12 protein-coding genes, 1 tRNA gene and 1 rRNA gene are annotated in these 16,892 nt (G+C 72.0%); 6 read left to right on the forward strand and 8 right to left on the reverse strand.

Translation table 11 applies throughout. The features are described 5' to 3' along the window. The 5 genes from rrf to Q8W71_RS14160 form a co-directional block, all read left to right on the forward strand. Window positions 1-103: ribosomal RNA gene (gene rrf, locus Q8W71_RS14140) — 5S ribosomal RNA — on the forward strand; the annotation flags it as partial. Window positions 104-187: 84 nt separating this feature from the next. Next, window positions 188-264, forward strand: a tRNA-Met gene (locus tag Q8W71_RS14145). A 458-nt stretch (window positions 265-722) separates the two neighbouring features. Beyond that, window positions 723-1,220, forward strand: coding sequence for a Ros/MucR family transcriptional regulator (locus Q8W71_RS14150; RefSeq protein ID WP_305526021.1), 498 nt, complete (start codon window positions 723-725; stop codon window positions 1,218-1,220). A gap of 151 nt (window positions 1,221-1,371) precedes the next feature. Then, entirely contained in the window at window positions 1,372-2,823 is a 1,452-nt protein-coding gene (locus tag Q8W71_RS14155) for a Do family serine endopeptidase (RefSeq protein WP_305526022.1), read from the forward strand. Between the two features lie 133 nt (window positions 2,824-2,956). Then, on the forward strand, window positions 2,957-4,312 hold the full coding sequence (locus Q8W71_RS14160) for a replication-associated recombination protein A (protein WP_305526023.1): 1,356 nt from the start codon (window positions 2,957-2,959) through the stop codon (window positions 4,310-4,312). Window positions 4,313-4,484: 172 nt separating this feature from the next. Here the strand turns inward: Q8W71_RS14160 and Q8W71_RS14165 are convergent, their stop codons facing one another. The 8 genes from Q8W71_RS14165 to uvrA form a co-directional block, all read right to left on the reverse strand. Further along, window positions 4,485-4,631 carry a hypothetical protein gene (locus Q8W71_RS14165; RefSeq protein ID WP_305526024.1) on the reverse strand — a complete coding sequence of 49 codons (147 nt, stop codon included), beginning with the start codon at window positions 4,629-4,631 and terminating at the stop codon, window positions 4,485-4,487. 280 nt (window positions 4,632-4,911) lie between these two features. After that, window positions 4,912-6,849 carry a hybrid sensor histidine kinase/response regulator gene (locus Q8W71_RS14170; protein ID WP_305526025.1) on the reverse strand — a complete coding sequence of 646 codons (1,938 nt, stop codon included), beginning with the start codon at window positions 6,847-6,849 and terminating at the stop codon, window positions 4,912-4,914. A 224-nt stretch (window positions 6,850-7,073) separates the two neighbouring features. Further along, window positions 7,074-8,492, reverse strand: a complete 1,419-nt coding sequence (gene trmFO, locus Q8W71_RS14175) for a methylenetetrahydrofolate--tRNA-(uracil(54)-C(5))-methyltransferase (FADH(2)-oxidizing) TrmFO (protein WP_305526026.1) — start codon at window positions 8,490-8,492, stop codon at window positions 7,074-7,076. 71 nt (window positions 8,493-8,563) lie between these two features. Next, window positions 8,564-8,710: a DUF1127 domain-containing protein gene (locus Q8W71_RS14180; protein WP_305526027.1), complete on the reverse strand. Its 147-nt coding sequence runs from the start codon at window positions 8,708-8,710 to the stop codon at window positions 8,564-8,566. Between the two features lie 270 nt (window positions 8,711-8,980). Next, window positions 8,981-9,277, reverse strand: a complete 297-nt coding sequence (locus tag Q8W71_RS14185) for a GCG_CRPN prefix-to-repeats domain-containing protein (RefSeq protein WP_305526028.1) — start codon at window positions 9,275-9,277, stop codon at window positions 8,981-8,983. Window positions 9,278-9,407: 130 nt separating this feature from the next. After that, window positions 9,408-10,388: a S1C family serine protease gene (locus Q8W71_RS14190; RefSeq protein WP_305526029.1), complete on the reverse strand. Its 981-nt coding sequence runs from the start codon at window positions 10,386-10,388 to the stop codon at window positions 9,408-9,410. Window positions 10,389-10,707: 319 nt separating this feature from the next. After that, window positions 10,708-11,736 (reverse strand): transporter family protein, encoded by a 1,029-nt coding sequence (locus Q8W71_RS14195; RefSeq protein WP_305526030.1) that lies wholly within the window; start codon window positions 11,734-11,736, stop codon window positions 10,708-10,710. Between the two features lie 470 nt (window positions 11,737-12,206). Then, a complete protein-coding gene (uvrA, locus tag Q8W71_RS14200) occupies window positions 12,207-15,317 on the reverse strand; it encodes an excinuclease ABC subunit UvrA (RefSeq protein ID WP_305526031.1) in 3,111 nt (1,036 codons plus the stop codon). A gap of 247 nt (window positions 15,318-15,564) precedes the next feature. Here uvrA and Q8W71_RS14205 point away from each other — a divergent pair, with 247 nt between their 5' ends. Beyond that, entirely contained in the window at window positions 15,565-16,719 is a 1,155-nt protein-coding gene (locus tag Q8W71_RS14205; RefSeq protein ID WP_305526032.1) for an MFS transporter, read from the forward strand. Window positions 16,720-16,892: the final 173 nt, after the last annotated feature.

Raw genomic sequence — 16,892 nt, forward strand, 5'->3', positions numbered from 1 at the left:
GCGGCGTGCCCAGAACCCGATCCCATCTCGAACTCGGCCGTTAAACACGCCAGCGCCCATGGTACTGTGCCTCAAGGCACGGGAGAGTCGGTCGCCGCCAGACCCGCACAACGCAACAACACATCCCCTCTCACGAACACGCCGGACCACGCCGCCCGAACGGGCAGCCCCGGCGCCACACACCTGCCGCGGGGTGGAGCAGCCCGGTAGCTCGTCAGGCTCATAACCTGAAGGTCGCTGGTTCAAATCCAGCCCCCGCAACCAAACACACACCGACCCAAACCCCGTCCGGCCACGCCGGACGGGGTTTTCGTGCGCGCAGAAATCACCAGAACGAGCCCGGTCCGGAAATCGTCCGTCCCGTTCTGCGCTGTTGACGCCTCACCCTAAGATTGCATCACCGCCGGCTCGGCCGCGCGCACCGCCGACACGGCCATACAAGCCGCGGTCCGCACGCAATCCTGCTCAAGCGGAACCACGTTCTGCCCGGCGCGCAATGTAGATCCGACTCAAGATTGTGCACAAACGACATCGGAGCCGGTCAATTCCGTGAGGTTGGTTTCAGCGGCGTGCCGAGAACTCGTGAAGTCTGGGAGATAGGCAGGAGTCAACTTTTTTACCTTGACGTTTCAAGGAAATTAGATTGTATCAGGATGTCGGACCGCAACGCTAGGATGGCGTTCTGGCGAGTTTCGTCGGCACGAGAGGGCGGTGTTCAGCACATGACGCGATTCGAAGCGGACAAGGCCCGCATCATCACGCTCGCGGCCGAGATCGTCTCGGCCTATGTCAGCAACAACCATGTCCAGAGCGGTGATCTGCCAAAGCTGCTCCAGGACGTGCACGATGCGATCCGCGCGGCGGCCCAGGCGGCGCAGCCGGTCGAGGCGCCGACCAAGCCGACCGCGCAGGAGATCAAGCGCTCGGTGACGCCGGATTTCCTGGTCTCGTTCGAGGACGGCAAACCCTACAAGACCCTGCGGCGGCACCTGACCCTGCGCGGCCTCACCCCGGAGGCCTACCGGGCGAAGTGGGGGCTCGACCTCGATTATCCGATGACGGCTCAGAGCTACTCGGAGCAGCGCTCGGCGCTCGCCCGCTCCCTGGGTCTGGGGCAGCAGCGGCGGCGCGTGGCCGACGAGGCGGGCGAGGCCGCGGTGGAACCGTCAGAGCCCGAGCCGGCCAAGCGGCGGCGCGCCAAGCGCAAGGAAGACGCCTGACCGGGGTCGCGCCCGGCCCCTCCGGCCCGCGGCTTCTGCGACGGTGTCGCGGGTCTGCCGCAATCAGCCTCGATACCTGCGCGCGGAACGCCCGCTTCCGCCGCCAATTCTGCTACGGACGGAGGGCAGGCCCCCACCGCCGGAGCCCCGTATGCTGACCCGCCTCGCCCTGCCCGCGCTCGCCGCCGCGCTCGTCGCCGCCCCCGCCGCGGCGCAGATGGCCCGGACCGAGGCGCCCCCGGCGAAGGACGGGACGGCCAAGGCGGTGCCGCTGAGCAAGACCGACGTGCAGCTCTCCTTCGCCCCCGTGGTGAAGCGGGCGGCGCCCTCGGTGGTCAACGTCTACGCCTCGCACGTGGAGAAGCGCTCGAACGCGCGCGCGAGCGCGATGGACGAGTTCATGCGCCGCTTCTTCGGCGAGCCGGAGGGCGGGCGCGGCCCGCGCGGCGACCGGGCGCAGCGCTCGCTGGGCTCGGGCGTGCTGGTCGACGGGTCGGGCCTCGTCATCACCAACGCCCACGTCATCGACAACATGAACGAGGTGCGCATCGCGCTCAGCGACCGTCGCGAGTTCGAGGCCGCCATCCTGCTGCGCGACCCCCGCACCGACCTCGCGGTGGTGAAGATCAAGACGCCGCCCGCCGGCCTCACACCGATGCCGTTCGGCGACGCCGACGCGCTGGAGGTCGGCGACTTCGTGATGGCGATCGGCAACCCGTTCGGCGTCGGCCAGACGGTGACGCAGGGCATCGTCTCGGCGCTGGCGCGCACCCAGGTCGGCTCGGCCGACTACCAGTACTTCATCCAGACCGACGCGGCGATCAATCCGGGCAATTCCGGTGGCGCGCTGGTCGACCTGCGCGGGCAGCTCGTCGGCATCAACACCGCGATCTACTCGCAGTCCGGCGGCAGCCACGGCATCGGCTTCGCGATCCCCGTGAGCATGGTCAAGGCGGTGGTCGATGCGGCCCGCGACGGCCTGACGGTGGTGCGCCGGCCCTGGCTCGGCGCCCGGATCCAGAGCGTCTCCCCGGACATCGCCGACAGCATGGGCCTGGACCACCCGACCGGCGTGCTGGTGGCGAGCCTCCAGGCGAAGAGCCCGGCCGAGGAGGCGGGGCTGAAGCGCGGCGACCTGATCCTCACCGTCGACGGCCAGACCGTCGACGATCCCGAGGCGTTCGGCTACCGGTTCGCCCTCAAGGGGATCCAGGGCCAGACCCGGTTCGGGATCCTGCGCGGGACCGGGCGCCAGACCGTGACGGTGAAGCTCGGGCCCGCACCGGAGACGCGCCCGCGCGACGTGCTGAAGGTCCGCACCCGCTCGCCGTTCCTGGGCGCCACCGTCGTCAACACCTCGCCGGCGGTGGCCGAAGATCTGCAGGTCGACTTCCCCGTCGAGGGCGTGGCGGTGCAGGCGGTGGACGACAACAGCTTCGCCGCCCGCGCCGGCCTCCAGAAGGGCGACGTGGTGGTGTCGGTCAACGGCATGCCGGTGGCCACCACCAAGGATCTCGACCGGATCACCCGCAGCAGCTTCAACGCGTGGGAGATCGCGATCAACCGGGGCGGCGAGGTGCTGACCTCGTATTTCAGCGGCTGACCCCGGAAAGCTGCCGCCCGGCGGGCCTCCACCCCACACGTCCCGAACGTGGTCCGCCGCAAGCCCACGGCCTTCTGATGATCGGTCCGGATCGCGGCTTGCGCCGGCCGCCGCGGCCGGTGTTGATGCGCGGATGTCCGACCTGTTCGCGTCCGCCGGCCCCGGATCGGCCCCGCACTCCGGCGGGGGTGCCGAGCCGTCGTCCGAGCCCTCGGGCCCGCGCCCGCTGGCCGACCGGCTCCGTCCCGAGACCCTCGACGAGGTGGTCGGCCAGGAGCACCTGACCGGGGAGGGCGGGGCGCTCACCCGCCTGCTGCGCGGCAGGAGCCTCGGCTCGCTGGTCTTCTGGGGCCCGCCCGGCACCGGCAAGACCACCGTCGCGCGCCTCCTCGCGGCCGGCACCGACCTGCATTTCGAGCAGATCTCGGCGATCTTTTCCGGCGTCGCCGAACTCCGCAAGGTGTTCGAGGCGGCGCGCAGGCGGCGCGCGACGGGGCAGGGCACCCTGCTGTTCGTCGACGAGATCCACCGGTTCAACCGGGCGCAGCTCGACGCCTTCCTGCCGGTGATGGAGGACGGCACCGTCACCCTCGTCGGCGCCACCACCGAGAACCCGTCCTTCGAGCTGAACGCGGCGCTGCTGTCGCGGGCGCGGGTGCTGCTGTTCCGCGCCCTCGATCCCGGGGCGATCGGCCGGCTGCTCGCCCGCGCCGAGGCGAAGACCGGGCAGGTGCTGCCGCTGACCGAGGAGGCCCGCGCCGTGCTGGTCCGCATGGCCGACGGCGACGGGCGGGCGTCGCTGACGCTGGCGGAAGAGGTCTGGCGCTCGGCCGCCCCGGGCGAGACCCTCGACGCGGAGAAGCTGCAGGAGATCGTGCAGCGGCGCGCGCCGGTCTACGACAAGGCGGAGGAGGGGCACTACAACCTGATCTCCGCCCTCCACAAGACCGTCCGCGGCTCGGACCCGGACGCGGCGCTGTACTACCTCTGCCGGATGCTCGACGCGGGGGAGGACCGGCTGTTCATCGCCCGCCGCCTCGTGCGCATGGCGGTGGAGGATATCGGGCTGGCCGACCCGCAGGCGCTGGCGGTCGCCAACGCCGCCAAGGACGCGTTCGACTTCCTCGGCAGCCCGGAGGGCGAATTGGCGCTGGCGCAGGCCGCGATCTACCTCGCCTGCGCCCCGAAATCGAACGCGGTCTACACGGCCTACAAGGCGGCGACGCGGCTCGCCAAGGAGGCCGGCTCGCTGCCGCCGCCGCGGACCATCCTCAACGCACCGACCAAGCTGATGAAGCGCATCGGCTACGGGCAGGGCTACCGCTACGACCACGACGAGCCGGACGCCTTCTCGGGCCAGGATTACTGGCCGGAGGCGCTGGGCCGCCAGCAGCTCTACGCCCCGACCGAGCGCGGCTACGAGACCCGCCTCGCCGAGCGCCTCGACCGCTGGGAAACCCTGCGCCGGGCGCGCCGGGAGGAGGGGTGAAACTTCTACCGGACTCGGCCGGACCACCCGGTCGCCGAGCCCGCAACGTCCTCGCCAGCGGCAGCGAAGCGATCCAGGGCAGCGCGCGTTCGCGAAGGGCGCCGCCGGGCTGCTTCGCGCCGCTCGCGAAGACGGACGCAGACGGTCGCGCACCCATCGACCGGAAACGCGGTCAGTCGCGCGCCCCGGCCCCCGAGACGCGCGCGAAGGCGGCTACCAGCGCGTCGGCCTCCGGCTCGCTCAGGTCGCTGAAGCAGAGATGTTCGCCGACGAAGACGGTCCAGACCCCATCGTAGGTGGCTTGCTTGCGGATCTGCATGGCAGCGCTCCGGCCCTCGAAGCGTCAACGGCCGGCGGGGCGAGACGTTGCAGGAAGATCTCGGCAGGACCGTTCCCGGCAGGACCGTTCTCAAGCGGATGCAGCCTCATACGGCTTCCGGCTGAAGGGTTCGGGATCGACGCTCTCCGTCTTTGCGAGCGGAGCGAAGCAATCCAGGGGCGCCACCGTCTCAAACCGCGCGCTGCCCTGGGTCGCTTCGCCTACGGCTCGCGATGACGGCGTGGGCCCAGGTTACCGAACGGTTCACCCGGAAGCGGTATCAGGCGGCGTGGGGCGCGACCGGCTCCCCGCGCAGCGCCGTCCGCTCGACCGCGAGGACGAGGCCCGCGGGCTCGTAGGGCTTCGAGATCAGCGGGAACCCCTCCGCCACGGCGCGCGCGGCGTGCTCGCTGTAGCCGGTCGCGAGCAGCGTCGGCAGGCCGGGCCAGCGGCTCCGCGCGCGCTGGGCCAGATCGAGCCCGTTCATGCCGCCGGGCATCACCAGATCCGACAGCAGCAGGTCGAAGCGCGCGTCCGCTTCGAGCACCTCCAGCGCCTCGGGGGCGCTGCCGGCGCTCACCACCGCGTGGCCGCGCTCGGCCAGGATGGCGCGGGCGACCTCCGCGACGTGCTCGTTGTCCTCGACCAGCAGGATGCTCAGGGGGCGCGCCACCGCGCCGGCCCCCAGGTCCGCGGCCGCTTTGGGCGGGGCGGCGGCCTCGGTCGCCGGCAGCGCGATCGTGAAGGTGGTGCCCTGGCCGACCTCGCTCGCGATCTGCACCGAGCCGTTCGCCTGCTGCGCGAAGCCGTAGACCTGCGGCAGCCCCAGCCCCGTGCCCCTGCCCACCTCCTTGGTGCTGAAGAACGGCTCGAAGGCCCGCCGCTGCACCTCCGGCGCCATGCCCTGGCCGGTGTCGCTCACCGCGATCTCGATGCCGGGGGCGCGGGCCTCCCCGAACGCGGCGGATCGGGTCCGGACCCGGAACGCGCCGCCCGCCGGCATCGCGTCGCGCGCGTTCACGGCGAGGTTGATCAGCGCGATCTGCAACTGGGACGGGTCGACCTCGACGGCGGGGAGATCCGCGCCGAGATCGAGGACGAGGTCGATATCGCCGCGCAGCGACTGCTTGAGCATGTCCTCCATGCCGCGGATCAGGCGGCTCACGTCGATCACCTCGGGCTGGACGAGGTGGCGGCGGCCGAAGGCGAGGAGTTGCTGCGTCAGCCGCCGGCCCTGCTCGACCGCCTGGACGGCGTTGTCGATCAGCCGGGCGCGCCGCTCCTCGGGCGCCCGGCGCAGCAGGTCGAGATTGCCGAGGACGACGGTGAGCAGGTTGTTGAAATCGTGCGCGATACCCGAGCTCAGGCCGCCCAGCGCCTCCATCTTCTGCGCCTGGAACAGGGATGCGCGCGTCTTCTCCAGGGATTGCTGCGCATTCCGCCGCTCGGTGATGTCCCGGGTGACCTTGGCGAAGCCGACGAGCGCGCCGGTCTCGTCGCGGATCGCGTCGATGACCACGCTGGCGAAGAAGCGGGTGCCGTCCTTGCGCACCCGCCAGCCCTCGGCCTCGTAGGTCCCCTCCGCGGCGGCCCGCGCAAGCGCCCGCGTCGGCACCCCCGCCTCCCGGTCGGCCTCCGTGTAGAAGCGGGAGAAGTGCTGGCCGACGATCTCGGCCTCCGTGTAGCCCTTGATCCGCCCCGCGCCCCCGTTCCAGTTGGTGACGATGCCCTCCGGGCTCAGCATGTAGATGGCGTAGTCGGTCACGCCCTGCACGAGGAGGCGGAAGCGCTGCTCGCTCAGGCGCAGGGCCTCCTGCGCGGCGTGGCGGACGCTGATGTCCCGGGTGATCTTGGCGTAGCCGATGAGGTCGCCGGAGGGCGCCCGGATCGGGTCGATGACGACGTGCGCCCACATGCGGGTGCCGTCCTTGCGCAGGCGCCAGCCCTCCTGCTCGAACCGGCCCTCGGTCGCCGCCGTCGCCAGGGCCCGCCGCGGCAGGTCGGTCGCCCGGTCCTCCTCCGTGTAGAAGCGCGAGAAGTGCTGGCCGAGGATCTCGGCCTCGCCGTAGCCCTTGAAGCGCTCCGCGCCCGGATTCCAGGAGACGACGATGCCGGTGGGGTCGAGCATGTAGATCGCGTAGTCCGTGACCGCCTGGATCAGCAGCCGGAAGCGTTCGTCACCGAACCGACCGGCGACCGACTGGTCCACCGCTGTCATCCGCGTCCCGTCCTCGCCCATGCATGCCCGCCCTAGACGGGGCCGCCCCAACTTTCAATTTCCGATTGTGACGCGCGATCCGCCGCCGGTCACGGCGGCCCGGTGCCGCGCACCCGCGATCGGGTCGCCGACCGGGGGCACGGACAGGGGCTCCGCGGGGCTGATCCGGGCGGGGCTTCCGGGCGACGGGCGGCGCCGGGCGGCAGCGGCCTCGGGCAGGCCGCCTACTCCGCGGCCGTCGGCAGCCCCTGCGTCCCCGTCATCCAGGCGGCGAGGTCGGCCCGCGCCCGGTCGGTGAGCGCCCGCTTCTTCAGCGCCGCCTTCTCCGGCCCGCGCAGGCGGCGGCCGGTCTCGTTGCGCGGCGCCCGCTCCAGCGGCGGGAACAGGCCGAAATTGACGTTCATCGGCTGGAACGAGCGCGGCGCGTTGGCCTCGCCGTCGGCGGCGAGATGGCCGCCGGTGATGTGGGCGATCAGCGCCCCGAGCGCGGTGGTCTGCGGCAGAGGCGTCAGCGACGCGCCCGCGGCCTCGGCCACCGCGAACCGGCCGGCCATCAGCCCGACCGCGGCGCTCTCCACGTAGCCCTCGCAGCCGGTGATCTGGCCGGCGAAGCGGAGCGCCGGCCGGGCCTTGAGGCGCAGGGTGGCGTCCAGCAGGCGCGGGCTGTCGAGGTATGTGTTGCGGTGCAGGCCGCCCAGGCGGGCGAACTCGGCCCGCTCCAGCCCGGGGATGGTGCGGAAGATCCGGACCTGCTCGGAATAGGTCAGCTTCGTCTGGAAGCCGACCATGTTGTAGAGGGTGCCGAGCGCGTTGTCCTGGCGCAGTTGCACGATCGCGCAGGGCTTGGTGCCGGGGTCGCGGGGGTTGGTGAGGCCGACCGGCTTCATCGGGCCGTGGCGCAGGGTCTCGGGCCCGCGCTCGGCCATCACCTCGATCGGCAGGCAGCCGTCGAAGTAGGGCGTGCCCTCCCAGCCCTTGAACCCGATCTTGTCCCCCGCCACCAGCGCCGCGACGAACGCGTCGTACTGCGCCCGGTCCATCGGGCAGTTGAGGTAGTCGGCCCCCGTGCCGCCGGGGCCGGGCTTGTCGTAGCGCGACTGGAACCACGCCACGTCCATGTCGATCGACTCGCGGTGGACGATCGGCGCGATGGCGTCGAAGAAGGCCAGCGACTCGGCGCCGGTCAGCCCGCGGATGCCCTCGGCCAGCGCCGGGGCGGTGAGGGGACCGGTGGCGACGATGCAGGGCCCCCAGTCTTCGGGCGGCAGGCCGTCGACCTCCTCGCGGACGATCCTCACGTTCGGGTGCTGCTCGAGCGCCCGCGTCACCGCGGCGGAGAAGCCCTCGCGGTCCACCGCCAGCGCCCCGCCCGCCGGCACCTGGTTGGCGTCGGCGGCGGCCATGATCAGCGAGCCGAGCGCCCGCATCTCCTGGTGCAGCAGGCCGACCGCGTTGCCGGCGGCATCGTCGGAGCGGAAGGAGTTCGAGCAGACGAGTTCCGCGAGCCCGTCGGTCTGGTGGGCCTCGGTGCCGCGCACGGGGCGCATCTCGTGGATCACGGCGCGGTGGCCGGCGCGGGCCGCCTGCCACGCGGCCTCGGAGCCGGCGAGGCCGCCGCCGACGATGTGGATGGTCTGTGTCATGCCCGAAAATAGCGGAGGGCCGCCGCCCGGATCAACGGGCGGCGGCCCTCAAGCAGACCTCGCGAGGCGCGTCAGACGCGGGCGATGCCGCGGATGTCGCTGCGGCTGATGCCGAGATCGGCGAGATCGCGGTCGGACAGGCGCGAGAGCTGGGCGACGGTATCGCGGTACCGGAGGTAGGCGCGGACACGGCTGAGGACGCTACGGGCAGCGGACATGGTGTGGACTCTGACCTCTGTTCGGGCAGGCGACGCCACTTCGTTGGGCGCCGCTGCCTCTTGTTGGTGCAGTGCACATATATGCTCGCTGCGCCGCAGCAGGAGCGCCAAGGCCAAGCATCAGGCATGCGAATTACGCATGGTCGGCTAAGATTTTGGCAAGCATTTTCGGTGGACATTCGATCTGCGCATGGTCTGGACGCGCGAAGGGCGCCCCGCCAGCGGCGGGACGCCCTTCGTTCGGGATCCTCGGTGTCCGGCGCCGGGCCCTCAGTAGAACGGGCGCGGGCCGTAGAAGGGCCGCGGCGGGCCGTAGCCGCCGTAATAGGCCGGGCGGCGCCAGTCGGGGCGGGGGCCCCAGTGCGGCCGCGGCCCCCAGTAGGGGCGGGGCCCCCAGTTCGGACGGCAGATGCCCCAGGGGTTCGGGTGGAAGCCGGGGCCGCAACCGCCGGCCGCCTGCGCCGTGCCCGCCAGCCCGAGCCCGCCGGTCATGGCGGCCGCGAGGACGAGAGGCTTGATCAGGGGCTTGACGAGGGCCTTCGCGCCGGGCGCGCTCACAATCGTCATGAGGTGATCTCCTGCGTGGTCCGCCGCCGGGGCGGCCGGACGGGGCAGGGGATGCCCGCCGCCGCATGAACGCCGGATGATCCGGCGGGCGTGCAGGCGCGCGGGCGAGCCGTGACGGGGCCGGGGCGCCTCAGTGCAGCGACGGCGTGCGCAGGAAGCGCTCGCGGTCGCTCGAGACCAGGGCGAGCTTCAGGGCGCGGCCGTCGCGGCGCACGGTGAGCGGCACCCGCACCCCCGCCTCGCCGAGCGCCCAGACGGCGCGGAACAGGGCGGCGAGCTCCGAGACCGGCTCGCCGGCCACCGCCTCGATCACGTCGCCGGCCTGGAGGCCGCCGCTGTCGGCCGGACCGCCCTCGGCCAGCCCCATCACGACGATCCCGTCCTCGCTCTCGGTGGCGTAGAGGCCGAGCCAGGGCCGGGCGGGGCGGTCGGCGCGCCCGCGGGTGGCGAGGTCGTCGAGGATCGGCGGCAGCAGGTCGATCGGCACGACCATGTTGATCGGCCGCGCCGAGGCGCCCCCGCCTCCGCCCTGCTGGAGTTGCAGCGAGCCGATACCGAGGAGATCCCCCTTCGGCCCGATCAGCGCGGTGCCGCCCCAGTGCGGGTGAGCGGGGGCGGTGAACAGGGCCTCGTCGAGGACGTACTCCCAGTAGCCCGCGAATTCCTGGCGGGCGACGAGTTCGACGGCGACGCAGCGCTGGCGCCCGCCCGCGCCCGCCACCACCGCCCGGTCGCCGGTCTTCAGCACCGTCGAGCGGCCGAGCGGGAGCGGCGGCACGCCGAGGTCGCCGAGCGCCAGGACGAGGCCGAAGCCGGTCACCGCATCGAAGCCGAGCACGTGGCCGGGCACCGAGCGCCCCTCGTTGGTGGTGAGCCAGACGGTCTCGGCCTCGGTGACGAGGTAGCCGATGGTGAGCACCAGCCCGTCCTCGCGGATCAGCACGCCGTTGCCCGCCCGCTCGGTGCCCAGCGTCTCCGCCGTGAAGGCGTCCTCGGGCACCCGGGCGGACAGGGAGAGCACCGCCGACAGGGCCCGGTCGAGGTCGTAGGCGTAGTCGCCGGCCTTGGGCTGAGCCTGCGCGGGGATCTTCCACTCGCCCTGGGTCGTCATGGCCTTCCTTCAGGCGTTCCGCTGCCGCCTCCGCCGACGCCGCGCCCGCGGGCGCCGGACCGGATCCCGACAACATAGGCCCGCGGAGCGCCGCGCGACAGACGCGGCGCGCTGCCGCGCGCGGAACCGGTCTACAGGAGATGCGCGGTCGAGGCGACGCACCGCGGGGACAGCGCCGGCTGGGGACGGCACCGACTGGGGACGGCCGCGGGTGCCGAGGCGCCCTCCAAACGACGAACCGCCCGGTCCCTGCGGGGACCGGGCGGTTCGCGGACTTCGGCGGGCGCGGCCCCGAGGGGACCGCGTCCGGACGTGAGCCTCAGTACTTGCGGACCAGCGGGGCCGGGACCGGCGACGGGGCCGGCGCAGCGGTGTACAGCGGCACGATCAGACGGATCCAGCCATCCGTGGAGTAGTTGGTGCGGGTCTGACCGAGCGCGCTCGTGTAGGTCGCACCGGTGACGACGTCGCGGGCGACGTAGGCCTGGACGGTGAACACCTTGAAGTCGTAGCCGACGAGGCCGCCCAGGGCGAACCGGCCGCGGTTGTTGAACGCCGCGCTGAACTGGCTGATGTCGAAGTTGTAGGTGCCGTAGCCGACGGCGCCGATCTCGAAGTTGCCGAACTTCTTCGTCGCGGTGAGGTCGAAGTTCAGGGCGTCCGACAGGCGGATCGGGCCGATGGCGGCGCCGACCGGACCACCGAAGCGGCCGGGGGAGTCGTAGAAGTTGGCGGTGATGTTGGCGGTCAGGTTCCAGCCGTTGCCGGTGTAGCTGCCCGCGACGCCGAAGCGGTAGGTGTTCGACGAGAGCTGCGGCAGGATCGGCGTGCCGACCGGGCTGAGGCCGCCCGGGACGAGCGGGTTCGGCGCGAAAGCGCCCGAGTAGAGCGAGCCGCGGTCGCCGTTGAGGTCGTTCAGGTACACGCCGCCGAGCAAGCTGACGCCGAAGTTGCCGCCCAGGTCGAACGCCCAGATGCCGCCGACGAAGGTGCCGACGTTGATCGAGATGTCCTTGTTGCGCACGCCGGCCGGGTTACGGGTGAAGGCGAACACGGTCGGGGGCGCCACGACCAGCTCGATGCGGCCGCCGAACGGAACGAGCGGGGTCGCCCACACCAGCACCGGGATGTTGACGGCGGTGTCGGCCGAGCCGCTCAGCGCCGAGGACGGCGCATCGGGGCGGCGGTAGGTGAAGGTGTTGATCGCGTAGATGCCCTCGGGCAGCGGCGCGCCGACCGCGAGGCCGACCTGTTCGCCGGGGACCGTGGTGCTTTGCGCGTTGGCGATCGTCGAAGTCATGCCGACCGTGAGCGCGACCGCGCCGGCGGCGAGCCAGTTCTTCATCATTTTCTCGTTCCTTCCCAAGGTCTCTGACTTCCGTCCCGCAATCGGCACGACCCTGCCGCTCCGTCCGCCGTTCACGGACACCGCTGGGGTTGCACCGAGCGCCCCCACGGAAGCCGCCCCGTCTCAACGTCTGGGACTATTCTACAGAGGCGGCCCGAAAGACAGTGGAATGCTTCGCCAGGTTGCACACGCGGCCCAACCGTTGCGCAAAAGCCGCATTTTTGCCGCGTTGCAACACCGCTCACGATTGGATCGAACCGGCAAAATATCGTTGAACGGTCAAGCTGTTGACGGCGCCGGATCGGGCAAATCCGGCAACCCCGGCGGGCAATCCGGCAGGGCGACCGCGGGCCCGGCAGGCACCCTCCGGCCCCCGGCGCGGGGCCGTCGCGGGTGGGAATCGCGGGGGCGGGACCCGAATCATCGGGCTGCGGGGCACGCGCCGCGCTCCGCAACCCGGCAGAGATTACCTACTCGGCGGCGCTGCGGCGGCCGGCCGAAGCGGCGGGGCGGCGGGCCAGCACCTCGCGCAGGAACCGGCCGGTGTGGCTCGCCTTCGCGGCGGCGATCGTCTCCGGCGTGCCCTCGGCCACGACGCGGCCGCCGCCGTCGCCGCCCTCGGGGCCCATGTCGATCACCCAGTCGGCGGTCTTGATCACTTCGAGGTTGTGCTCGATCACCACCACCGTGTTGCCCTGGTCGACCAGCTCGTGGAGCACCTCCATGAGCTTGGCGACGTCGTGGAAGTGCAGCCCCGTGGTCGGCTCGTCGAGGATGTAGAGGGTGCGGCCGGTGGCCCGCTTCGACAGCTCCTTCGATAGCTTCACCCGCTGCGCCTCGCCCCCCGACAGGGTGGTCGCCTGCTGGCCGACATGGACGTAGTGCAGGCCGACGCGCTTCAGGGTCTCCATCTTCTCGCGGATCGCCGGCACCGCCTTGAACAGCTCGGCCGCCTCCTCCACCGTCATGTCGAGCACGTCGGCGATCGACCGCTCGCGGTACTTCACCTCCAGCGTCTCGCGGTCGTAGCGCTTGCCCTTGCACACGTCGCAGGTGACGTAGACGTCGGGCAGGAAGTGCATCTCGATCTTGATGACGCCGTCGCCCGAGCAGGCCTCGCAGCGCCCGCCCTTCACGTTGAAGGAGAAGCGGCCCGGCTGGTAGCCCCGCGCCTTGGCCTCGGGCAGCCCGGCGAACCAGTCGCGGATCGGCGTGAAGGCGCCGATATAGGTCGCCGGGTTCGAGCGCGGCGTGCGCCCGATCGGCGACTGGTCGATGTCGATCACCTTGTCGAGGTGCTCCAGCCCCTCGATCCGGTCGTAGGGGGCCGGGTGCTCCAGCGCCCCGTTCAGCTTCTTCGCCACCGCCTTGTACAGGGTGTCGATGACGAGGGTGGATTTGCCCCCGCCCGAGACGCCCGTGATGCAGGTGAACGTGCCGAGCGGGATCTCGACATCGACGTCCTTCAGGTTGTTGCCCCGCGCCCCGTGGAGGGCGAGCTTGCCCTTCCGACCCTTGCGCCGGGCGGCGGGCATGCGCACCGCCAGCGCCCCTGTGAGGTACTTGGCGGTCAGCGAATCCGGGTGGGCCAGCACCGCCTCGGGCGTGCCCTGCGCGATGATCTGCCCGCCGTGGATGCCGGCGCCGGGGCCGACATCGACCACGTAGTCGGCCTGGAGGATCGCGTCCTCGTCGTGCTCGACGACGATCACCGAGTTGCCGAGGTCGCGCAGCCGCTTGAGGGTGCCGAGCAGCCGCTCGTTGTCGCGCTGGTGCAGGCCGATCGACGGCTCGTCCAGCACGTAGAGCACGCCCGTGAGCCCCGAGCCGATCTGCGAGGCCAGCCGGATGCGCTGGCTCTCGCCCCCCGACAGCGAGCCCGAGCCGCGGGCGAGCGTCAGGTATTCCAGCCCGACATCCACGAGGAAGCTCAGCCGGTCGCGGATTTCCTTGAGAATGCGGACCGCGATCTCGTTCTGCTTCGACGTGAGTTTCTCGGGCAACTCCGTGAACCAGCGGTGGGCGTGCGCCACCGACAGGGCGGTGGCGTCGCCGATGTCGGCCATCGCCACCTTGACCGCCAGCGCCTCGGGCTTGAGCCGCTTGCCGCCGCAGGCCGCGCAGGGCGTCTCGCTCATGAAGCGGCCGATCTCCTCGCGCACCGCGTCGGAGTCGCTCTCCTTGTAGCGCCGCTCCAGGTTCGGGATCACGCCCTCGAACGGCTTGTTGACCGCGTACTTGCGCAGGCCGTCGTCGTACTGGAAGCGGATCGCCTGGCGGCCCGACCCGTAGAGCACCACCGCGCGGGCCGCCTCCGGCAGCTTCTCCCAGGGCACCGTGGTCTTGAAGCCGTAATGCTCGGCCAGCGCGTCGAGGGTCTGCCCGTAATAGGGCGAGGTCGACTTCGCCCAGGGGCCGACCGCGCCGCGCTTCAGGGTCAGCCCCGCGTCGGAGATGACGAGGTCGGGGTCGATCCGCATCTCGTGGCCGATGCCGCCGCAGGTCGGGCAGGCGCCGAACGGATTGTTGAACGAGAACAGCCGCGGCTCGATCTCGGCGATGGTGAAGCCCGAGACGGGGCAGGCGAAGCGCGACGAGAAGGTGATCGTCCGGGGCACTTCGCCCTCGGGAGCGTCGGCGAACACGACCTCGGCGATGCCGTCGGCCAGCTCCAGCGCCGTCTCGAACGAGTCGGCCAGCCGGGCGGCGATGTCGGCCCGCACGACGATCCGGTCGACCACCACGTCGATGTCGTGCTTGAGCTTCTTGTCGAGCTTGGGCACGTCGTCGATCGGGTAGTACTCGCCGTCGACCCGCAGCCGCTGGAAGCCCTTCTTCTGGAAGTCCGCGATTTCTTTTCGATACTCGCCCTTGCGACCGCGCACCACGGGGGCCAGCAGGTAGAGGCGGGTCTTCTCGGGCAGCTCCAGCACCCGGTCGACCATCTGCTGGACGGTCTGGCTCTCGATCGGCAGGCCGGTGGCGGGCGAGTACGGGATGCCCACCCGTGCCCACAGCAGGCGCATGTAGTCGTAGATCTCGGTGACGGTGCCGACCGTCGAGCGCGGGTTCTTCGAGGTGGTCTTCTGCTCGATGGAGATGGCCGGCGACAGGCCGTCGATCTGGTCGACGTCGGGCTTGGCCATCATCTCCAGGAACTGGCGGGCGTAGGCCGAGAGCGACTCGACGTAGCGGCGCTGGCCCTCGGCGTAGATCGTGTCGAAGGCGAGCGACGACTTGCCCGAGCCCGACAGGCCGGTGAACACCACGAGCCGGTCGCGGGGGATCGTCAGGTCGACGTTCTTGAGATTGTGCTCGCGCGCGCCGCGCACCGAGATGACCCGCGCGTCGCGGCCCGGCGGTCCCGAACGGTCGAACAGGGCTTCGAGCTTCGCGTCCGCGACGGCTTCCGCCTTCACCGCCGACTTGGCCGCACCCTTGGTCCCGCCCGCGGCCCCGGGCTTGGCATTGGGCTTGGCATCGGGCTTCTGACGCGCCGGCTTGGCGCGCGGCGTCTCCGAGACGGATTTCGGGGCGGCTTTGCTGGCGCCGGCTTCGGCTCCGGCTCGGGCTCTGGCCATGAGGGCGGCGGTCTTTCGAGGCGTCGACGCGGGCGGACACGGAGCCGGCCGCAGCACCGGCTCATGTCGCTCCCGCGGGAGCGATGGCAAGGTGCGGCGGCCCGGACGCGGCCCCGTCATGCGGCGCCTTGCTAGAACGGAACGCGTACATGGGCAACCGCGGAGCAGGGCTGACCGGCGCCGGCCGGCGTTGCCTCGCGCCGCCCCGTGCCGCACCTGGGGCGCTCCCCCGCTCCGACAGGTGCCGATGCCCGCCCTCAGCGCGACCGACACGCTCCGCCCCGCCGCCCGCACCGAGATCCTGGCGACCCGCCTGCTGTTCCTGATCGTCGGGATCGGCACCGCCACCTGGGCGCCGCTGGTGCCGTCGGTGAAGGCGCGGGCCGGGCTCGACGACGCCGGGCTCGGGCTGCTGCTGCTGTGCCTCGGGCTCGGCTCGATCGCCGCGATGCCGAGCGCGGGGGCCGCCGCCGCCCGCCTCGGTTTCCGGCCGGTCGCGGCCGGGACCGTCCTGGCGCTGTGCCTGTCGCTGCCGGTGCTGGCCACCGCCGCCGATCGCGCCGCGCTGGCGGGCGCCCTGCTGCTGTTCGGCGCCGGGATCGGGGCGCTGGACTGCATCATGAACCTCCAGGCGGTGGCGGTGGAGCGGGCATCGGGGCGGCCGATGATGTCGGGCTTCCACGGCCTCTACAGCCTCGGCTGCATCGTCGGGGCGCTGGCCTTCAGCGGCTTCCTCGCCGCCGGCCTTCCGGACGCGGCCGCGACGCTCGCCGCGGTGGCCGCCATCGCGGCGCTCTTCGCCGCCGCGTGGCCGGGCATCCTCGCGCGGGCCGCCACCGCCGCCGGCCCCGCCTTCGCGCTGCCGCGCGGATCGGTGCTGTTCATCGGCCTCCTGTGCTTCACCGTGTTCCTCACCGAGGGCTCGGCGCTGGATTGGAGCGCGGTGTTCCTGATCCAGGAGCGCGGGCTCGACCCGGCACGGGCGGCGCTCGGCTACGCCGCCTTCGCGGTGACGATGACCGCGGGTCGGCTCGCGGGCGACCGGATCGTCGCGCGGCTCGGCCGGGTGCGGATCGTCGCGCTGGGCGGGCTCGCGGCGGCGGCGGGGCTCGCCCTGGCGGTGCTGGTGCCGGCCTGGGAGGGCGCGCTCGCCGGCTACGCGCTGGTCGGGGCGGGCTGCGCCAACATCGTGCCGGTGCTGTTCACGGCGGCCGGCCGCCAGACGGCGATGCCCGAGAGCGTCGCGGTGCCGGCGGTCACGACGCTGGGCTACGCGGGGGTGCTCGCCGGCCCCGCGGCGATCGGCTTCGTGGCCCACGCCACCAGCCTGTCCACCGCCTTCCTCGTGGTGGCGGCCCTCCTCGTCGGCGTCGCGGCGAGCGCGCGGTTCCTGCGGCTGTGACGGTCCGGCCGCCCGGGGGTGGGCGTCACCCCGGCGGGCCAGCCGGCGTTCGAGGTCGCGCGTGCGCGCGAAGCTCCAAGGCGCGCGTGGCGCTCATCCCCGCGCCTCACGGCCGTTACCGTGTTCGCAAGGATCGTGTGCGAGGATCCGCCGCTTCCTTCCGGAGAACCGAC

It is taken from the genome of Methylobacterium amylolyticum (assembly GCF_030700245.1).
In the GTDB taxonomy this organism is placed as follows: Bacteria; Pseudomonadota; Alphaproteobacteria; order Rhizobiales; family Beijerinckiaceae; genus Methylobacterium.

Excerpts from the sequence above, each read along its gene's own strand:
- Q8W71_RS14150 (WP_305526021.1), top strand. The coding sequence starts at position 723 with ATGACGCGATTCGAAGCGGACAAGGCCCGCATCATCACGCTCGCGGCC.
- Q8W71_RS14155 (WP_305526022.1), top strand. The coding sequence starts at position 1,372 with ATGCTGACCCGCCTCGCCCTGCCCGCGCTCGCCGCCGCGCTCGTCGCC.
- Q8W71_RS14160 (WP_305526023.1), top strand. The coding sequence starts at position 2,957 with ATGTCCGACCTGTTCGCGTCCGCCGGCCCCGGATCGGCCCCGCACTCC.
- Q8W71_RS14165 (WP_305526024.1), bottom strand. The coding sequence starts at position 4,631 with ATGCAGATCCGCAAGCAAGCCACCTACGATGGGGTCTGGACCGTCTTC.
- Q8W71_RS14170 (WP_305526025.1), bottom strand. The coding sequence starts at position 6,849 with ATGACAGCGGTGGACCAGTCGGTCGCCGGTCGGTTCGGTGACGAACGC.
- trmFO (WP_305526026.1), bottom strand. The coding sequence starts at position 8,492 with ATGACACAGACCATCCACATCGTCGGCGGCGGCCTCGCCGGCTCCGAG.
- Q8W71_RS14180 (WP_305526027.1), bottom strand. The coding sequence starts at position 8,710 with ATGTCCGCTGCCCGTAGCGTCCTCAGCCGTGTCCGCGCCTACCTCCGG.
- Q8W71_RS14185 (WP_305526028.1), bottom strand. The coding sequence starts at position 9,277 with ATGACGATTGTGAGCGCGCCCGGCGCGAAGGCCCTCGTCAAGCCCCTG.
- Q8W71_RS14190 (WP_305526029.1), bottom strand. The coding sequence starts at position 10,388 with ATGACGACCCAGGGCGAGTGGAAGATCCCCGCGCAGGCTCAGCCCAAG.
- Q8W71_RS14195 (WP_305526030.1), bottom strand. The coding sequence starts at position 11,736 with ATGATGAAGAACTGGCTCGCCGCCGGCGCGGTCGCGCTCACGGTCGGC.
- uvrA (WP_305526031.1), bottom strand. The coding sequence starts at position 15,317 with ATGGCCAGAGCCCGAGCCGGAGCCGAAGCCGGCGCCAGCAAAGCCGCC.
- Q8W71_RS14205 (WP_305526032.1), top strand. The coding sequence starts at position 15,565 with ATGCCCGCCCTCAGCGCGACCGACACGCTCCGCCCCGCCGCCCGCACC.